The sequence below is a fragment of the Ensifer sp. WSM1721 genome, from assembly GCF_000513895.2.
Lineage (GTDB): Bacteria > Pseudomonadota > Alphaproteobacteria > Rhizobiales > Rhizobiaceae > Sinorhizobium.
The window spans coordinates 635,080-651,183 of record NZ_CP165783.1; the positions used below are offsets into that span (position 1 = coordinate 635,080).

Annotated in this window: 16 protein-coding genes and 1 pseudogene; 4 read left to right on the forward strand and 13 right to left on the reverse strand. The window is 61.0% G+C overall.

What is annotated here, in order from left to right:
* Window positions 1-2 precede the first annotated feature (2 nt).
* Window positions 3-614: a GntR family transcriptional regulator gene (locus M728_RS20570; RefSeq protein ID WP_026619893.1), complete on the reverse strand. Its 612-nt coding sequence runs from the start codon at window positions 612-614 to the stop codon at window positions 3-5.
* Window positions 615-704: 90 nt separating this feature from the next.
* On the opposite strand from M728_RS20570, the gene M728_RS20575 reads away from it, so the two are divergent.
* From M728_RS20575 to M728_RS20585, 3 genes are all read left to right on the forward strand, one after another.
* Window positions 705-1,154, forward strand: a complete 450-nt coding sequence (locus M728_RS20575; protein ID WP_026619892.1) for an OsmC family protein — start codon at window positions 705-707, stop codon at window positions 1,152-1,154.
* 619 nt (window positions 1,155-1,773) lie between these two features.
* Window positions 1,774-2,037, forward strand: coding sequence for a hypothetical protein (locus tag M728_RS20580; RefSeq protein ID WP_051440853.1), 264 nt, complete (start codon window positions 1,774-1,776; stop codon window positions 2,035-2,037).
* Window positions 2,038-2,284: 247 nt separating this feature from the next.
* Window positions 2,285-3,376, forward strand: a complete 1,092-nt coding sequence (locus M728_RS20585) for a CapA family protein (protein WP_051440852.1) — start codon at window positions 2,285-2,287, stop codon at window positions 3,374-3,376.
* 44 nt (window positions 3,377-3,420) lie between these two features.
* Here M728_RS20585 and M728_RS20590 read toward each other — a convergent pair whose 3' ends face one another.
* From M728_RS20590 to M728_RS20625, 8 genes and pseudogenes are all read right to left on the reverse strand, one after another.
* Window positions 3,421-5,778 (reverse strand): polysaccharide biosynthesis tyrosine autokinase, encoded by a 2,358-nt coding sequence (locus tag M728_RS20590; RefSeq protein WP_026619891.1) that lies wholly within the window; start codon window positions 5,776-5,778, stop codon window positions 3,421-3,423.
* A gap of 55 nt (window positions 5,779-5,833) precedes the next feature.
* Entirely contained in the window at window positions 5,834-6,739 is a 906-nt protein-coding gene (locus M728_RS20595) for a UTP--glucose-1-phosphate uridylyltransferase (protein WP_026619890.1), read from the reverse strand.
* Window positions 6,740-6,794: 55 nt separating this feature from the next.
* Window positions 6,795-7,775 carry a glycosyltransferase family 2 protein gene (locus tag M728_RS20600; protein ID WP_051440851.1) on the reverse strand — a complete coding sequence of 327 codons (981 nt, stop codon included), beginning with the start codon at window positions 7,773-7,775 and terminating at the stop codon, window positions 6,795-6,797.
* Window positions 7,772-8,698 carry a glycosyltransferase family 2 protein gene (locus tag M728_RS20605; RefSeq protein ID WP_156943382.1) on the reverse strand — a complete coding sequence of 309 codons (927 nt, stop codon included), beginning with the start codon at window positions 8,696-8,698 and terminating at the stop codon, window positions 7,772-7,774. Before M728_RS20605 ends, M728_RS20600 begins: the two co-directional genes overlap by 4 nt.
* Window positions 8,698-9,693, reverse strand: a complete 996-nt coding sequence (locus M728_RS20610; RefSeq protein WP_026619888.1) for a glycosyltransferase family 2 protein — start codon at window positions 9,691-9,693, stop codon at window positions 8,698-8,700. The genes M728_RS20605 and M728_RS20610 overlap by 1 nt, the downstream gene beginning before the upstream one ends.
* The gene (locus M728_RS20615) at window positions 9,690-10,898 is read right to left on the reverse strand and encodes a glycosyl transferase family 1 (protein ID WP_026619887.1); all 1,209 of its coding nucleotides are present in this window, start codon (window positions 10,896-10,898) and stop codon (window positions 9,690-9,692) included. Before M728_RS20615 ends, M728_RS20610 begins: the two co-directional genes overlap by 4 nt.
* 94 nt (window positions 10,899-10,992) lie before the next feature.
* Window positions 10,993-11,790, reverse strand: a complete 798-nt coding sequence (locus M728_RS20620) for a glycoside hydrolase family 16 protein (protein WP_026619886.1) — start codon at window positions 11,788-11,790, stop codon at window positions 10,993-10,995.
* Between the two features lie 10 nt (window positions 11,791-11,800).
* Window positions 11,801-12,040: pseudogene (locus M728_RS20625) on the reverse strand (acyltransferase family protein); the annotation flags it as partial.
* Between the two features lie 453 nt (window positions 12,041-12,493).
* Here M728_RS20625 and M728_RS20630 point away from each other — a divergent pair.
* The gene (locus tag M728_RS20630) at window positions 12,494-12,622 is read left to right on the forward strand and encodes a hypothetical protein (RefSeq protein WP_256375560.1); all 129 of its coding nucleotides are present in this window, start codon (window positions 12,494-12,496) and stop codon (window positions 12,620-12,622) included.
* A 36-nt stretch (window positions 12,623-12,658) separates the two neighbouring features.
* Here M728_RS20630 and M728_RS20635 read toward each other — a convergent pair whose 3' ends face one another.
* The 4 genes from M728_RS20635 to M728_RS20650 all read right to left on the reverse strand — a co-directional run bounded on the left by M728_RS20635 (window position 12,659) and on the right by M728_RS20650 (window position 15,512).
* The gene (locus tag M728_RS20635) at window positions 12,659-12,916 is read right to left on the reverse strand and encodes a hypothetical protein (protein WP_026619884.1); all 258 of its coding nucleotides are present in this window, start codon (window positions 12,914-12,916) and stop codon (window positions 12,659-12,661) included.
* Between the two features lie 19 nt (window positions 12,917-12,935).
* A complete protein-coding gene (locus M728_RS20640; RefSeq protein WP_370906497.1) occupies window positions 12,936-13,436 on the reverse strand; it encodes a thermonuclease family protein in 501 nt (166 codons plus the stop codon).
* A gap of 609 nt (window positions 13,437-14,045) precedes the next feature.
* Window positions 14,046-15,068, reverse strand: a complete 1,023-nt coding sequence (locus M728_RS20645; protein WP_026619881.1) for a glycosyltransferase family 2 protein — start codon at window positions 15,066-15,068, stop codon at window positions 14,046-14,048.
* Between the two features lie 153 nt (window positions 15,069-15,221).
* A complete protein-coding gene (locus M728_RS20650) occupies window positions 15,222-15,512 on the reverse strand; it encodes an exopolysaccharide production repressor protein (protein WP_026619880.1) in 291 nt (96 codons plus the stop codon).
* Window positions 15,513-16,104: the final 592 nt, after the last annotated feature.

Here is a 16,104-nt window from a genome sequence, read left to right on the forward strand (position 1 = left end):
GCTCACCCGGTTTGCGCTTCAAGCAAACACTTCCTTGCCCGTTCGATGTGGTCCTTTAGCAAATTCACGGCATCATCAGCCCGTTTTTCAATGTATGCGCAGGTAATCTTCTCGTGGTCGTCAAGCCAGGATGGCGTTTCATCGATCAGCTTGTCGTACTGCACCGAATACATGATGCAATTTCTGCGCAATTCCTCGACCATCGCAACCTGTCGGTGACGACCCGCGGGCGCGTATAGCGTCGAATGGAAGAGCCAGTCACCTTCGATCCATCCCGATCTGCCAGCTTCAAGAGCTGATTTTTGAAGAGCGTACCTGACCTCGGCATAATGCGCCTCGGTGACCGACGCCATCGCATGCCGCAGCAGGTCGCCTTCCAAGAGAATTCTTAAATCGAAGACGTGCGAGAGCTCGTCCCGATCGAGTTCGATCACCTGCGCCCCTTTGCCTGGCACGAGGGCGACCAATCTTTCCGAGGCAAGTTGCTGCAACGCGTCTCGCACCGGGATGCGGCTCACCCCAAATCGTGCAGCCAGGTCGGTTTGAGATAGCCAGGTCCCGGGCGGAAGTACGCCTTTGAGGATTTCCGATTTCAATTGTTCAGCAACCGACATCTTGCTTGCTCGTTCGTTTGCGTATACGCGTATACATACCAGAAATCGCGACGCGCACAAGGAGAGCGATATGCGTAAAGGGGGCCCGTCATGGAAATGACCGTCGAGGTGCACTGGGAGCGAGAAGGGGCAGTCTTCACCGACAAGCGTTACAGCCGGGCGCACATCTGGCGCTTCGACGGCGGTCAGGTCGTGCCGGCGTCGGCTTCGCCACATATCGTTCCGCTTCCATATTCCGTCGAAGCCAACGTCGATCCAGAAGAGGCCTACATTGCGGCGATTTCCAGCTGCCATATGTTGACTTTTCTCTCGCTGGCAGCGCCCAAGCGGATCGTCGTCGAGAGCTATACCGACAAGGCGACCGGCGTGATGGAGAAGATCGACGGAAAATTGGTCGTCAGCCGCGTTGAGCTCAAACCGACCATCGTCTACGCCGGGGAGCAGCCAACCGCCGCACTGGAAGCGGAACTGCACCACCTGGCGCATGAACAGTGCTTCATCGCCAATTCCGTCAAGACGGAAATCCAGGTGGTCACTTGAGAAATCTATCTCCGCCGCGATTGATCGGCAGATACCTGGGACCGAAGACAGGGTGGCCGTCGGACCCTATTCCATTGCCAATCTAGCCTTCAGCGCCTGTCTCAAGCTGGCGCTGAGGGCTGGACAAAACGACGAGGCACGGGGTCGTCGATCACTTGAACCGTTCCCTGTCAAGCCCTTGCGCGATTACGTTGACATAACGAGCAGCGCCGCCCGAGCGTAGCATACCCATGATCCCCGAGATCACCCGCCAGTCATCGACACGCCGGCTCCCCGCCGGCCTTGCGGCAAATGCGGCTGGATTGCCTCCCATTCCGCATCCGACAGCCAATGCACCTCGCGAAACGATCCGGCCTTTTCCATCATCGCGATACTAGGCTTCTTCCTGCGCGAAGGTGGCCCATCCACTGAGATATTATGCGGGGTTGGCGACGAAGATTCACGATCCATTCGGTCTTAGCGTGTCTGGAGGAACAAATCTTGCTCCGACCCCAACTGATCGGCATGCATGGCAGGCACCCTTTCCGACGGCTCGCGGAGGCGATGCCTCGCTGTCGCCACTGTTGACCCGCAGCATGACGCCGTTGATGGTTAACGAACGGCAGTCGGTTGCAGCGATATGCACTTCTTTACCCGCAGACTTGAGGCCTTCAATCGCGACGACCTGCCGGATTGGCGGCAGTCGCCAAACGCTTTGCGGCGAGTCCTTCTGATCGTCCCGAGCCTTGCCGAGTATTTTCTCTTCTATATGCTGGCACTCGTAGCGCTTGCGGCGCTCGTAGTGCTGATGGTCGCCGGTTGGATTATCGGCGTTGATCGTCGCTCGACATGGGCGCGCGCCGAATCCCTGGCGTTGCATGAGCGGGCGCGGATACGCCGGTGAGCCTTGTTGCGGATCGGTGCTCCGCGCGAGATTGAGCGGCGATACGCTACATGAGCTAACGCCCGCGTGATTGCGATTGCTCGCGGAACAGGCCTCTGGCGACCTGGCAAGGCTACTGCATGTTTCCTTGAATCGCAGCCGGTTTAAGGACAAAAACATGCAGCAATTCAAAGTGCTACAGCGTGCTTGGTGCGGCTGAAAAGACGCACGGCGCTGTAGCGACTGCGATCCGATCCGGTGGGAACCGATGCAGGTCTTCCTTTGCGGCGATGTCATGACCGGGCGGGGCATCGATCAGGTGCTGCCCGCTCCGTGCGATCCGGTTCTATACGAGAGCTATGTCAAGACGGCCCGCGGCTATGTTTATCTGGCGGAGAGGGTGCACGGGCCGATCCCGCAGCCGGTGGACCCAAGCTATGTCTGGGGCGTGGCGCTGGATGAGTTTGCACGGACCCCACCCGATCTCCGCATCATCAATCTGGAGACGGCGATCACCCGCAGCGAGGATTACCTTCCGAAAGGCATCAACTATCGGATGAGCCCCGAAAACGCCGCCTGCCTTGCCGCTGCCGAGGTGGATTGCTGTGTGCTCGCCAACAACCATGTTCTGGACTGGGGGCCGGCCGGCTTGCTCGATACGCTGGCGACCCTGGACCGGCTGCGAATAAAGAGGGTCGGCGCCGGAGTTGAGCTCGCCGAAGCGTCCGCACCTGCAGTCTTCGAGACAGGCGACGGAGGACGCGTGCTCGTCTTTGCGCTCGCTACGCCGACGAGCGGGACGCCCTTGAGTTGGGCTGCCGCGAGAGCAAGGCCTGGCGTGAACGTCCTAGCGGATCTCACGCCGGCCAGCGCCCGCCACGTCGCCGGCGATATCGCAAGAATGAAACGCCCTCAGGATGTCGCGGTCGTCTCGATACATTGGGGACCGAACTGGGGCGAGAGCATATCCGCCGCGGAACGGCAATTTGCGCATGCGCTCATAGAGGATGCCGGTGTCTCGGTCGTGCACGGGCATTCCTCGCATCATGCCAAAGCCGTCGAGATCCATCGCGGTCGCCTCATTCTCTATGGCTGCGGCGATTTCCTGAACGACTACGAGGGCATACGCGGGCACGAGGCGTTTCGCGGCGATCTGCGCCTGATGTATTTCGCCAATATCGATCCTGCCAATGGCGAGGTGACGGCACTGGAAATCGTGCCGCTGCAGGCGCGTCGTTTCAGCCTAGTCTACCCCTCTGGAGAGGACATCGAGTGGCTCTGCGCAGCGCTAGGCCGGCAAAGCCGGCGGTTCGGAGCCAGCCTGCGGCAGGGCAGCCAGGGGCGGCTGGTACTGGCGTGATCGAGGCCGGCGGCCATTTGAGACCGCCGGATGCCTGCATGGGTTCAGGCGGCCGTGTTCTCGGTGTGCTCGATGTAATATTTGCCGTAGCGGTGCCGGTATTTTTCCGCGCCGCCAAAGTCACTGTACTTGCCGAGCTCGTTCATGTCGGTCTTGTTGAGAATGACGCCGAGCACCTTCGAGCTGATCAGCGGTTCCGAATTGAGCAGGTCGCGCACGAGCCGCGAAGGGGTTCGCCCCCATTCGACGACAAAAAGAATGCCGTCGGCAAGCGGCGCAAAGGCCTTGCCGTCGACGACCGGCGCGAGCGCGGCAAGATCGACGACGACATAGTCGAAGGAGTTGCGCGCGTTCTCGATGAGGTTCGCCATGGCTGGCGAGGCGAGCAGTTCGTTGCTCTGATGCCGCTGGTCCGATGCTCCGCCGCCGGCCGGAAGGATGGCAAGCTTCGAGCGCTGGTCGACCTTGATGCCGGCGGGCCAGGTGGCCTCTCCCGTCAGCACCTCGACGAGGCCCGAGCGCGGAGCTGGCGTGATCATCGAAGTCAGCCCCGGTTTGCGGATATCGGCGTCGATCAGCAGGGTGCGCTTGCCGCTTCCGGCAAGGAGGGCTGCGAAATTGGCAGCGACGATCGATTTTCCTTCGTCCGGCAGGGCCGAAGCGATTGCGATGACGCGGCTTTCGCTGCCAGGCAGCATCTGGTCGCAGGCGAGCTTCGCGTTGCGGAAGGTCTCTGCAAAAGTCGACCGAGGCGCGTCGAGAACGATGCGCGAAAGACGCTGAAATGGCATCGTGCCGTCCGCAGGGTCGTCCGGCCGCCTCTCCGAACCGAAATGCGCGCGGACGAGCTGCGTCTTCTTCTTCGGCCGCGAACCGATGAGCGGAACATAGCCGAACGAGCGCTGACCGAGGATCGAGCGCACGTCGTCCTCCACGCGGAACGTCCGTTCGCGGAACTCCAGGAATGCGGCGTAAGCGCCGCCCGCCATCAGGCCAAGCACCGCGGAAAGCGCCAGAGCCATGGTCTTCTTGGGGCTCGACGGCGAAACGGGAACGCCCGCCTGGGAGATCACGCGCGCCTTGGCGATCGGGAAGGATTGCTGCTGCGTTGCCTGCTCATAACGGCCGAGGTAGGACTCATAGAGCGTTTTGAGCGCGGCCGCCTTCTGTTCGAGCTCCCGCAACTGCACGAGTGACTTGCTGGCCTCCGAGTTCTTGCCGGCAATGCCCTGGATGCTCTTGCGCAGCGAGGCCTCGCGCGAGCGGGCGACCTCGTATTCGTTCTTATAGCTCGCCGTAAGTTGCTGCAGTTCCTGATAGATCTGCCGGCCGATGTCGGCGTGCTCGGCTCTCAGCGACACGGCCTGCGGATGGTCCTCGCCGAAATCCTGGGTCACTTCCCGCTCGCGTTTGCCGACAGCGATATAGCGTGTTCTCAAGTCGCGGATCACCGAGTTGTCGCCTTCCTTTGGCGAGATCGTGGCGTTGTCGACCGCATTCTCCGGCCCTTGGTCGATAATAGACTTATATTGACTGTAGCGGGCTGAAGCGCTGGCCGTATCGGCCTGGGCGACGATGAGCTGGCTGTTGAGATCGGAAAGCTGCTGCTCGGACATGAGTTCGCCGCGAGCTGCGGTGAGACCGTTTTCGCTTCTGAACCGCTCGACCTCGAGCGCGGCCGACTGCGAGCGCTGCTGCAGATCGGCAAGCCTTTCCTGCAGCCACACGGAGGCGCGTTCGGTCGCCTCGAAATTGGCATTCAATTGATCGGTCAGATAGGCATTGGCGTATGCGCGGGTGACAGTCGCCGCAAGCACCGGGTCGCTCGAGCGAAAGGCCACGGACACGACAGAGCTTCGCGAAACGCGCTCGACGAAGAGCGACTGCTGGAGGAGGGCTGCCGCCTTCTGTCGCCGGCCGTTGCGCATCTCATCGTCAGTCAAGTCAGGGCCGCCGGAAAAAAGGCCGGTCGCCGTCTTCACCCAACCCTTGACGATCGCGACCGGCGATTGCGGCGGATTGAGGATCGTATCGTTCTCGGAGAGATTGAGCTTGTCGACGACGCGCAGCGCGAGTTCGCCGGATTTAAGGATCTCGACCGCGCTCGCGATCTGCATGTCCAACAGCTGACTGTTTGCGGGAGCCGGCTCCTCCTCGGCGAACTTGGACAGGTTTTCGTCGAGCAGAATCTGCGTCATCGAGGTGTAATAGGGGGTCGCGAACAGGAGATAGACGACCCCCAGTGCAATGAAGAGCACGACGAAAGCGGCCACCAGCCTCGCCCGCCGCACGACGACAGCCAGAAGCCGATCGAGATCGATGAAACCGTCTGACTGTTCTTCGCGCGGCATGACGCTGCTCAAGGGGACGCCTCTCTGTTTCATGGGGGCCGCTCTGTTCATCTTATTCTCCGGTCCTTGGTCCAGGCGGCCTCGCTCGGCCGCCCGAAACATTCGCTTATGCCGCTCGGATGCGGCTTTCGTAAGACAGAACGATCTCGCGAACGGATTCGAATACGCCGTCGCCGATGTCCGGCCGGTCAAGCGCGAAGGCAACGTTCGCCTCGATGAAACCCTGCTTCGAACCGCAGTCGAACGTGCGGCCTTGGTAGGGGTGCGCGTGGAACGTTTGGGTCGCCGACAGCTTCAGCATGCCGTCAGTCAGCTGGATCTCGTTGCCCGCGCCGCGCGGCTGATGTGCGAGGATCGAAAAGATCTCCGGCTGAAGGATGTAGCGGCCGTTGAGGTAGTAGTTGGACGGAGCCCGGCCCGCAGCGGGCTTTTCGACCATCTCGGTGACGGCAAAGCCGTGTCGCACCGTCTCGCCTTTGCCGACGATGCCGTATTTCGATGCCTCCTCGGGCGCGCATTGCTCGACGCCCACAACGTTGCCGCCGACCTCCCGATAGAGGTCCATGAGGCCCGCCAGGCAGCCGTGCTCACCGAAGGAGACCATGTCCGGGAGCAGGAGTGCGAACGGCTCGTCACCGATCAGGTCACGGGCGCACCATACGGCATGGCCGAGGCCGAGAGGGGCCTGCTGGCGCGTGAAGCTCACTGAGCCTGCCTTCGGCAGCATTGCTTCGAGTTCGGAGATCTGCGCCTCCTTGCCCGAGCGCGAAAGCGACGAGATGAGCTCCGGCGTGTCGTCGAAATGATCCTCGATCGCCTGCTTGTTGCGGCTGGTCACGAAGACGATATGCTCGATCCCGGCCTGGCGCGCCTCGTCGACCGCGTATTGGACCACGGGCCGGTCGACGATCGTCAACATCTCCTTCGGCACGGCCTTCGTCGCCGGAAGGAATCTCGTTCCATTCCCGGCAACCGGGATCACTGCTTTCCTGACGGTCCTGTTACGGTCCATTGCACTATCCTTTATTTGTCATTAGGGGGGCGCACCCGGGGTCGTTCGGCCGCCGTCATGGGGGCGGAACGGAGGGGGCGGAGTGTGCAGATGGCGCCACAAGGCGGCGCAATCTGGCGGCGATCGGCATCCGGAGATGCTGAAGCGCGAGCGGGTCGGCGAGCGCGGTCTTCAGTGCGCCGGCCAACGATCTCGTTTTCAGTTGCTCCACGAGAACGAGAAAGGAGCGTGCATGGCGAAAGCCGCGCGTGCGTTTGCGCTGCATGCTCCGCGACCGGGGATCGAGTGTGTAGCGGCTGAGAAATACCTTGTCGGCCGCAATCATCGCGTCGATGTGTTCGAGCTTCAGCACACGCGAGATCGATCCCTCACGGATATGATAGACATAGCCGGCAGACGGCTCGATCGCGCAGCGTCCGCCGCAGGCAAGGGCGGATGCCAGCAGGATGTAATCCTCGCCGATACGGAGCGTCTCGTCGAAGCGCAACCCGTGGTCTTCGAGGAAGCGCCGCAGGAAGACGGGTTTCATGTAGCCGTAATTGTGCTCCGATCGGAAAAGCACATTCGACCCGATGAAGGCCGGGAGCGTGAGCAGGGGCTGCCGGGCGAGCTGCGCCTCCTGAAACATTCTAATGCTGCGGCCGTCGAGCGAGAGGATGTCAAGGTTGTCGACGACGATCTCGGCGCCGCAGACCCCAGCCCGCTCTATCATTCGCCTGAGCCGGGCGGGGTGCACTGTATCGTCCGAGTCGAGAATGGCGATCCACTCGCCCTGCGCCGCATCGAAGCCGGCGTTGCGGGCCCCGCCCGGTCCGCGGTTGGATTCAAGAGCGATGAGGCGGACGCGCGGATCTTGGATTGCCGCCACAAGGGCCGCGGTGGCATCGGAGGAACAATCGTCGACAACGACGACTTCGACAGTTACCCCCTCCTGGGCCAGCGCGCTGTCGATGGCTCGCGTGATCGTATCCGCGGCGTTGAAGGCGGCGATAACGAAGGTAACGTCGGGCGTGGAATCGGTCACAGAACTGGTCACGGCGAGATCACCTCGCGAGCTCCGTATTGTTCGAGCTGCTCGTGCCCCAGGAGACCGCTGACGACGCCCGCGTGGAGAATTGCGCGCAGGCCGTAGCGGTATCGCCGCACGGGCGACGGGAAGAAGACCGCTGCTGCGAACCCGCAATAGGCCGATTTGGCTGTGGCCAGCGCAATGTTCGAACATCGACGCAGACCGTTCGCCTTTTCCGCCAGCAGGCGTCCATGCGTCTGGCCCGAACGGAAGCGACGCTTTAGAAGCCATGAGAGCGAGGCCCGTTGTTGTGGCACCGGCTCATGCACCCATGCCTCAGGGGCAAAGGCGATGCTTCCGCCCGCGCCGTGCATGCCGGTGAAGAAGTCCGTATCCTCCCCGCCGCTCTTGCCGAGCGTGAGCTTGAAGCGGCGGCCAAGGAGCGCCGGCGCTTCAAGCTTGAGCAGCGCATTGCATGTATAGCCGGTGCGGATTTCGCCCTTGACCCAGACGGGCAGTGTCGAGTGGAAATCGCCACGGCGCATCCAGGCGGGGGCGGATGGGCCGTAATGCGCCCTGACGGGGCCCAGCACCGCGTCGGCGCCGGTGGCATGCGCCGCTTCCAGGAGACGCAGCAGCCAGTCTTCCGACGCCGTCTCGTCGTCGTCGATGAAGGCGAGGAAATCGCCCGTGCTGTGGTCCAGACAGGCGTTGCGTGCGATCGAGATGTTTGATGCCGGGCAATGGACGTAGATGATCTCGAAAGGCATCTCCGGACGAAGCAACTCGACCAGAGCCCTGGCGCTCGGCGTCGCGTCGTTATCCGCGACGATGGCACGGATCGTGGCACTTGCGGGCACCGCCAACGACGCCAGAGAACGAAGCGTGTCGGCGAGTTCTGGACGGCGGAAGGTGCAGACGCCGATGTCGATCTGAAGGTTCGAGGCCATCATCTGGTCACCCGTCGGCGGAAATCGAGTAGTTCCCGCCAGAAGCCGGCGGACCAGGCGAAATGCATGACCATGGCTGAGATCGCGGCGAGCGGCCCGTAAGGATTACGCTGCCCGAGCGCCATCCAGACGCCATAGCCAAGGCAGGCTGCCGCCCAAAGGCCGACGGGAACCACTGCCATCCAGTTGACGATGGCGAGAAGCGCCCCGAACGCCAGAGGCGCCACCGCAAGCGGCAGAATCTGGCGCAGCCCCGGCATGGCGCGGTGCTTGAGGAAGTTCTTTGCCCGACCCCGACCGTAGCCGAAATATTGCCGGAACAGGGGGATGAGCCTCGCACGCGGATAGTAGACCATGCTCGTCTTGTCGGTCATCCAGATCCGGTAGCCAGCTTTCTTGAGGCGGTAGTCGAGCTCCGCGTCTTCGTTGTGGCTGAAGCTCTCGTCATAGCCGCCGACTGCCTTGAAAGCCTCGATGCGCATCAGCGCGTGGTGGCCGTGTTCGGTCCAGTGGCCGGCAGCACCGGTACGGTGCTTCGAACCGCCATTACCGAGCTTGGAGTTCTGCGCAAAGGCGGTCGCCTTCTGGAACGTGCCGAAACCCTCGGTCTGCATGGCGACGACGACGGAGTCGGCGTCGGTCGCCAGGGCATCCTCGACCAGGCGCTCGCAATAATCGTCCGGATAGGTGGCGTGCGCATCGATGCGAATGAGGTAATCGTAGCCCGCACCGAGCTCGGCGACCGCACGATTGACTGCGGCGCTCTGGATGCGCTTCGGGTTGTCGAGGAAAAGCACCCGCGGGTCTTCGGCGGCAAGACGCCGGGCGATCTCGCGCGTGCCATCCCTGCTGCCGCCGTCGGCGATCACGATCGCCGCATTCAAGGGCGTCAGCGATGGCCGCAGCTTTGCTACCAGAGCCTCGATATGCAATGCCTCGTTGAGGCAGGGTATGACGATGAGGCTGGATGCGGAGGTCACTTGATCCGAGCTCATAAAGATCCACCTTCATTGTGGCGGGGTTCTGCTATCGCGACCGCCGGCAGGGGCCGCGGCGGCTCGACAATAAGTGTCGCCAGCCTCCGGACGAGCGCCTCGCAGTCGCTGCGGTCGAACACCCAGGTGCCTGGATTGCAGCGGCTGATGCGCTCGGCGTTATCGGCATAGGCATCCGGCGTCATGGAACCGACGAGTGCGGCAAGGCTCTCGGCATTGGCTTCCTCGAGGACGAGGCCGATCCCCCGCACGGCAAGGAAGCGCGCCGTCTCGGTGCCTTTCATCGCGATTGGGATTCGTCCGTGGCGGCAGCCTTCATAGAGCCGGTTCGGCAGGAGCCAGGCGGAATTCTGACCTTCCTCGAAGAAGTCGATCGCCCAGGTAAAGTGAACATCGCCGTAGATCTCTGCGAGATCCTCCGGATTGCGATAAGCTCCCTCGAAACGCATGAACGGCTCGCTCCGCAGGGCGCCGTCGAAGTCCTCGAACTCGGAATAGGCGGGCCGGCCGCGCAGAACCACCTCGAAGCGACCCTCCATCATCCTCGAAAACTCGGCGAGGAGGGCGAGCGATTTGCGGCAGCGTAGCGCGCCGAACCAGCCGATCTTCCAAGGCGCGCCGGCAGGCGGGCATTCGGCCGCGCCGGCGACGTTCTCTGCCGTGCCGTCGATATCGAGCACCTTGTTTTCAAGCAGAATCGGCGGGGCATCGATTCCCGAGAGCGGTCGGAAATAATGCTCGATGAAGGCCGGCGAGCTGGTGATCAGCCAGCGTACATCCCTGCCAAGCTGGGCTTCGGCCGCACGCAGCGCCCGCCCGACCATGTCCTTGCGCAGCAGGAGCCGATGGATGTCGAGGCATTCATAGACGATCGGAATGTCCCCGCCGAAAAGCGCGACAGCTCTTCGCGCGACCGCCAGCATTTCGAGATTGCGGGCGATGATGATATCCGGCCTGCGAACATGCCGAAGCTTGTTCGCGAGACGCAGGCACGCGCCTGCGACCGCTCCGATGCGCTGCGCGAAGCGAGCATCAGCGGTCGTCCCGAGTTCGATCGGCTCGACGCCGTGAACTGCGGCCAGTGGATTGGCGCCGCGGCGGAAGCCGGCAAGCGTCACGCACGCGCCGCCGGCGACAAGCGTGAGGGTCCTGCGTCGCACCGCTGGATCGGCAAGATCCTGTGCCAAATAGAGTATCTGCAGCATGAAAACATCCGTTTCCGTGCTCAGCCCTGGCCGAGCTTAGTTCAATTCTGTGTGCACTGCAACAATGCGGATCAAATGCTCAACTAATGGAGATTTACTCAGTCCTGGTCAGTTCCAGCCGGCAGGCAACCGACTCGGCGAACTGGCATTTGTCGCCAGCGGCGGTGAAGGCGACGCGATCGACCTGCAGCTTAGTCGGCTCTTTGTAGGAGAAGGTGCCCATCCAGTCCGTGAGCGTATCCGTTCCCCAAAGGCTGAAGAAGATCTTCTGGGCATTCTCCGGTATCTTGGCGGGATCCGTTACCTCGTGAACCAGTTCGCCGTTGATGTAGTAGCGGATCCGGTTCTTCTGCCAGACAAAGGCGTAGTCGTTGAAGCCCTGGTTGGCGCCGCCCGGAACGTCGGCCAGGAACTCGTTGCCGCCTGTCGCCGATACGTACTGATTGAGCTGCACCTTCGCCGTGTTCTTGCCAAGCACCTCGAAATCGATCTCGTCATGCTGCTTCTTGTCGGCGGGACCGATATAGGTGAAGAAAGCGGAGTTGAGCCCGGAACCGTCGGCCGTCTTGATCCTTGCCTCGTAGGTGCCGTAGCCGAAACGTTTACGCGTCTGGATCTCACCACACGCGAAATTGCGCTCGCCTTCCTTCCTCTCCTCGAAGGTCAGCTCGAGAATGCCGTTGACGGCCTTGGCCTGCTTCTTCGACCAGGTGCAGTTCTGGTGGGCGCCATTGTTCCAGCCGTCGGAGACGTACCAGACACGGCTGTCGAGGGTGTCGAAATCATCCATGAAAGAGCTGCCATTGGCGCCCTCTTGCGCTGCGGCTGCACCTGCAAGAGGAAGCATCGCAACGAGAGCGAGATACAGGCGGCTGTTGCGGTCGAGTTTCATTGTCTTATACCTTCCAATGGGCGAAGTTCGCGACCCCGCGCCGGAACAGGAGGTAGCCGGAGATCGCGCCCAGGCAGGGGACGCCGATCCGAATAAGGCCCTCGCAGAGGAAGACGCGAAGCCAGTTGACGAAACCATAGGTGCCGAGAAGGGGGCTCGACTGCGGCTTGTAGGGGATATGCGCAAAAACGATGCTCGAGATCAGCAGAATGCGCATCAGATCGATGCGCGAGGAGACATTCGCGTCCATACTCACGATTTCAGTCACTCCCGATCAGGCGGCGCCTCGGCGGCGACCGTTTCAACAGAGCAGACTTAGGCCCGCACCGAAGAGACTAGGGCATCCTCGAAGAAAAAATATGGCAGCGCAGCAGCAAAGTGAATGAAATCATGCTGCACTGCACCTAAGCGGCGAGCCGCCGCAAATCGAGCTGCTACCCTGCGCGCATGCTTTCTGGCAAAAAATCCCGGTTTCGTCGTATGTTGCAGAAATTGTTCCCCGTAAATTCCTGGGGCTACCGCCGGCTGAATTCTGCGCCTGTGAATTTTTCGGTAGAAAGCTCTTCAGGTGAGGAAAAGAGGCGAATTTCAGCCTTCGCATGGAGGAAATGCGGCGACCATCGGGCGATCCTTTGTCGGCACTTTAGCTTCATGGCGCCAAAAGATTTTGCACTCGTTGAACGTGATAAGGACGCCAAACAGCGTGGCGCTCGATCTGGCAATCGCCCCTAAAATGTTACTGGAAAAGTGCTTCTCGCAGCGCGATATTGCTTTACATATTTTAATCGTTTCAGTACCAATCCAGGCCCGCCGAATCGGCGGGCCTTTTTGATGGCTCATGCGTGGCAGTCGGCCGCGCCTTCTCCGCTTACTGCTGTTTCGACTTTGCGGAAACGGTCTTCGTGTCGCTTCCTTGGAGCGGCTTTGTCAGTTCGTCGATTTCGCTCTGGCGCTTGGCGGCAACATCCGGCTCTTTCGATTTCAGCGAAGGCATGAAGATTGCCGCGAGAACTCCTACCGGTCCGAGAATGCAGCCGATCAGCAACCAGCGCAGACTATGACCGCCCCGGATCGCTGCGATGACAGCGGTACCAATAGCGCACAAGATCCAGAATTCGACGATCATAGAGCCTCGTTTGCAGCCTTCAGCAGGTTGGCCTTTGATTCACGCGTCCGGGGCGTGCCGCGCAGGTACGATCGGGCTGCCCGCGCCAGATTCCGGCACCTATCGATCTCGCCATTTGCTGGGCGGAGGCGTAGAGACCACTGCCATATGCTCCCCGATCGATCGCGTTGCCGGTCTCGACGAGCCAGCGGTTCACATCCTTGCCGTCGGCCCGAAAACATGTGCCGACAAATCGGCCATAGCGATCGCGCGCGACGAACTCGCAGCGCGTCGGACGCGATGCCGAGAGAAATCTGTCCAAGGCCGAGGCCGATTCCTTGCCGCACCGGTAATCCGTTCCTTTTTCATCGAGGCAGACTTGCCACGCTTCCGGCGCATCCACGCCGTTAAGTTGGATGCGTTCGCCGGCAATTTCAATAGTATCGCCGTCGATCACGAAGGCGTAGCCGACGAGGGCTTCCGAAGCCGCGGCGCTCTGGCTCCACAAAAACCATGCCAGTGCGGCGCAGAGCGTTCGCATCGCTACGGCGAGCAAGCTTAGCGACGGCATCTTCTTGCCGCAAATCTCTGCAGCGCTCCCGGTGCGATTCATGCCCCATTCCCGTTCAGCCCCGTCTCCCGTCAGGCTAACCCAGGTTGATCGCCCTTCGCATCCTTCAAAATTGTGGGTGAATGCCGGCCTCGGGGCCAGCCAACGGCGCCAAGAGGGATGCGACTCGCAAGGACGGTCAGAACACGAACATGTAAAGCAGGATAATGACGATAAGGGGGACACCCATCAGCCAGAGAATGATGCCTTTCATCGCGCAACTCCGTGTTGTTGCCATCGAAGCGGTAACGCGAAGTGATGAAAACCGTTCCTGCCGGCCGCGGCATGCGGGAAACAAAAAGGCCGGGCTGCCCCGACCTTTTCCTCTTCGGGGCTCTGCCCTGCCAGTACATCCGTGGTCAGCGGCCGGCCGCGAATCGTGCCCGCAAGGGTCGGACGTCACGCGCCGACGCGCCCTGCTAGGCAATTCCTGAGCGGTAGGTGGTGATCCTTAGGAGCGATTGCAAGCCCAAGTCGTCGCGTCGCCCTTAAAGGAGCTCGTCCGCTTCTGCGATTGGACGCGACGCGCTTAGCCGCCGCTCACTTCGGACGTTCCGCCGCGAACGCCTCCAGCAGATAGCGAACATCGCCCGTTCCACCGAGCGCAAGGGGCGCCGCCGACCGGCGGCGAAAGCGTTCGGTTTTGTCCGCAAGGATTCCGCCCGCAATTGCCGGTAGCGCTGCCGGATGATTAAAGACATAGGCAAGCGCGCTGCTGAAACCTTCCTGATTCTTGAGGTCGAGAAAATGCCGCAGCTCGTAGCGGTCGCGGATGTGGCGTTCGTGCCGGCGCAGGGCGGCCTCGGCAGCCCTGCTCAGCCGAGTTTCGGCGAGAATCGTCCGGTCGGCCTCGTATAGGCGTTTGAGGTCGATCGTCCGATGGCTGCCGCTTAGCGAATTGCCGCGGACGACAGCGGCATAGCCGCAGCTATGGATGATCTTGTAGCGTGCTCCCTTCGCCAGCGCCCGTGCGTAGAGATCGTAGTCTTCACCAAGGCGCAGGCTCTCGTTGTAGCGAAGCCGATGTTCGTCAAGGAAGGCGCGCCGCATCAGCGGCTTCAAAAACCCGATTTCACCGCGGCGCACACCGCGCCGCGAGATGTTCCCCTCTACAAAGCCGATAAGATCGATGAGGCGGGGGCTCGGCGCGAAACGGTCGATCTTGCCGTGAGCGCTCGCCGCTTGCGCCGCATCGATGAAGGCGATGTTGTCGGCGATGAAGTCCCAGCCGTCCTCCGCGAGCAGTTGCCGCAGGCGGCCAGGAAAAAAGAAATCGTCCGCGTCGAGGATGCCGAGAAGCGGCGAGCGCGAGATCGAGATTGCGTGATTGCGTGCCGCGGCAGGGCCGCGGTTCTCGTCGAAGCGAACGACATTCAGCCGTCCGGTCCCGTCGTCGGCGCCCCGCGCTGCGGCCGCGGTATCATCGGTCGAACCGTCGTCGATGACGACGACTTCCGTCGCTTCCGGTTCGGCCAGCGCAGAGGCAATCGCTCTCGCTATGGTATCGGCGGCGTTCTTCGCGGCAATGATAATGCAGACGTTTGCGGGCGTGGATGCGGTCATACGGGCCTCCAGCAGGTCATCGAATGCGCCGACGCGATCCATGTTCCCGCCGGGCACGCCGGACCATGCCGCGCGATCGTGTCGCAAACGCGTCAAACGACAACTTTTTTGCAGTTGCCACGGAAGCGCAAACCCGTCCGCGTCAGCGCGATTTCAGGGATTGAAATGATGCGGTCGATTGAGCCTGCGCAAGGAGACCTTGCCCGATTGCATCTCGTCATTCGCTGGCTCGACCGTCACCTTTTGCAAGGACATCCGGCGACGCTCGCGCGCCTCCTTCCAGATCAGGAACAGGACGGTGACGAAATAGCCTACCTGCATGAGTACGGCACAAATCAGCGTCTGAATCGCGGTTGAAGCAATTGAACCGCTGAGGAAATAGGTTGCGACGGCAAAAGCCGTCAAGGCGCCAATCATGCTCACAAAAAAGCGCGGTGCGAACATGGCGCTAACTTGCTCCCGGGTCTAAGACTGGAACGGTCATCGGACTTTCGTCCTCTCCTCCTGTACGGTCACTATATTGGTGCCCGCTTTTCTCTTCAACATGCAAAAGCTACTTTGTAGCCCTCGATGTTACGCCGGAAATCTTTCCGTCCTCTTTAACAGCCGGCTCATTGCGTGTGACTCTAATGGGTGTAATCACGAATATGTTCCTCTGAAATATATAGTTATTTCCGGGCGAAGTTTGAAGGCGGAGGGGACTCGACTGAAACCCCTAAAATTGCAGGGGAAAACGCGAACTCCTTCTGGTTGCTGCATCATTCGCGTCTGCTGCGCTGACTTTCCTTGATCAACTTTTGTTACAGCGTCTGACATAAAACGCCGCAGAAACTGTGCAGCGCAATATCATGATGCACTGCAAAAAACCTGGGGAAATTGCCGGTCGTCAATTTGGCGCGACGATCGGCTTCGCGTCCTCCAATGCAAAAATGATCCGACAATTCCAATACTTTATAATTCGAAATAATTAATCCGTGTCGATGCTTCCAGATGGCAGCCTTGTGACAAACTATCCTGGTTGTAATTTCCAATCATC

Bases quoted from the DNA above. Each gene is read 5' to 3' on its own strand.
- M728_RS20570 (WP_026619893.1), bottom strand. From the start codon at position 614: ATGTCGGTTGCTGAACAATTGAAATCGGAAATCCTCAAAGGCGTACTT.
- M728_RS20620 (WP_026619886.1), bottom strand. From the start codon at position 11,790: ATGAAACTCGACCGCAACAGCCGCCTGTATCTCGCTCTCGTTGCGATG.
- M728_RS20650 (WP_026619880.1), bottom strand. From the start codon at position 15,512: ATGTTCGCACCGCGCTTTTTTGTGAGCATGATTGGCGCCTTGACGGCT.
- M728_RS20580 (WP_051440853.1), top strand. From the start codon at position 1,774: ATGCACTTCTTTACCCGCAGACTTGAGGCCTTCAATCGCGACGACCTG.
- M728_RS20605 (WP_156943382.1), bottom strand. From the start codon at position 8,698: ATGGCCTCGAACCTTCAGATCGACATCGGCGTCTGCACCTTCCGCCGT.
- M728_RS20645 (WP_026619881.1), bottom strand. From the start codon at position 15,068: ATGACCGCATCCACGCCCGCAAACGTCTGCATTATCATTGCCGCGAAG.
- M728_RS20615 (WP_026619887.1), bottom strand. From the start codon at position 10,898: ATGCTGCAGATACTCTATTTGGCACAGGATCTTGCCGATCCAGCGGTG.
- M728_RS20585 (WP_051440852.1), top strand. From the start codon at position 2,285: ATGCAGGTCTTCCTTTGCGGCGATGTCATGACCGGGCGGGGCATCGAT.
- M728_RS20595 (WP_026619890.1), bottom strand. From the start codon at position 6,739: ATGGACCGTAACAGGACCGTCAGGAAAGCAGTGATCCCGGTTGCCGGG.
- M728_RS20610 (WP_026619888.1), bottom strand. From the start codon at position 9,693: ATGAGCTCGGATCAAGTGACCTCCGCATCCAGCCTCATCGTCATACCC.
- M728_RS20635 (WP_026619884.1), bottom strand. From the start codon at position 12,916: ATGATCGTCGAATTCTGGATCTTGTGCGCTATTGGTACCGCTGTCATC.
- M728_RS20590 (WP_026619891.1), bottom strand. From the start codon at position 5,778: ATGAACAGAGCGGCCCCCATGAAACAGAGAGGCGTCCCCTTGAGCAGC.
- M728_RS20640 (WP_370906497.1), bottom strand. From the start codon at position 13,436: ATGCGAACGCTCTGCGCCGCACTGGCATGGTTTTTGTGGAGCCAGAGC.
- M728_RS20575 (WP_026619892.1), top strand. From the start codon at position 705: ATGGAAATGACCGTCGAGGTGCACTGGGAGCGAGAAGGGGCAGTCTTC.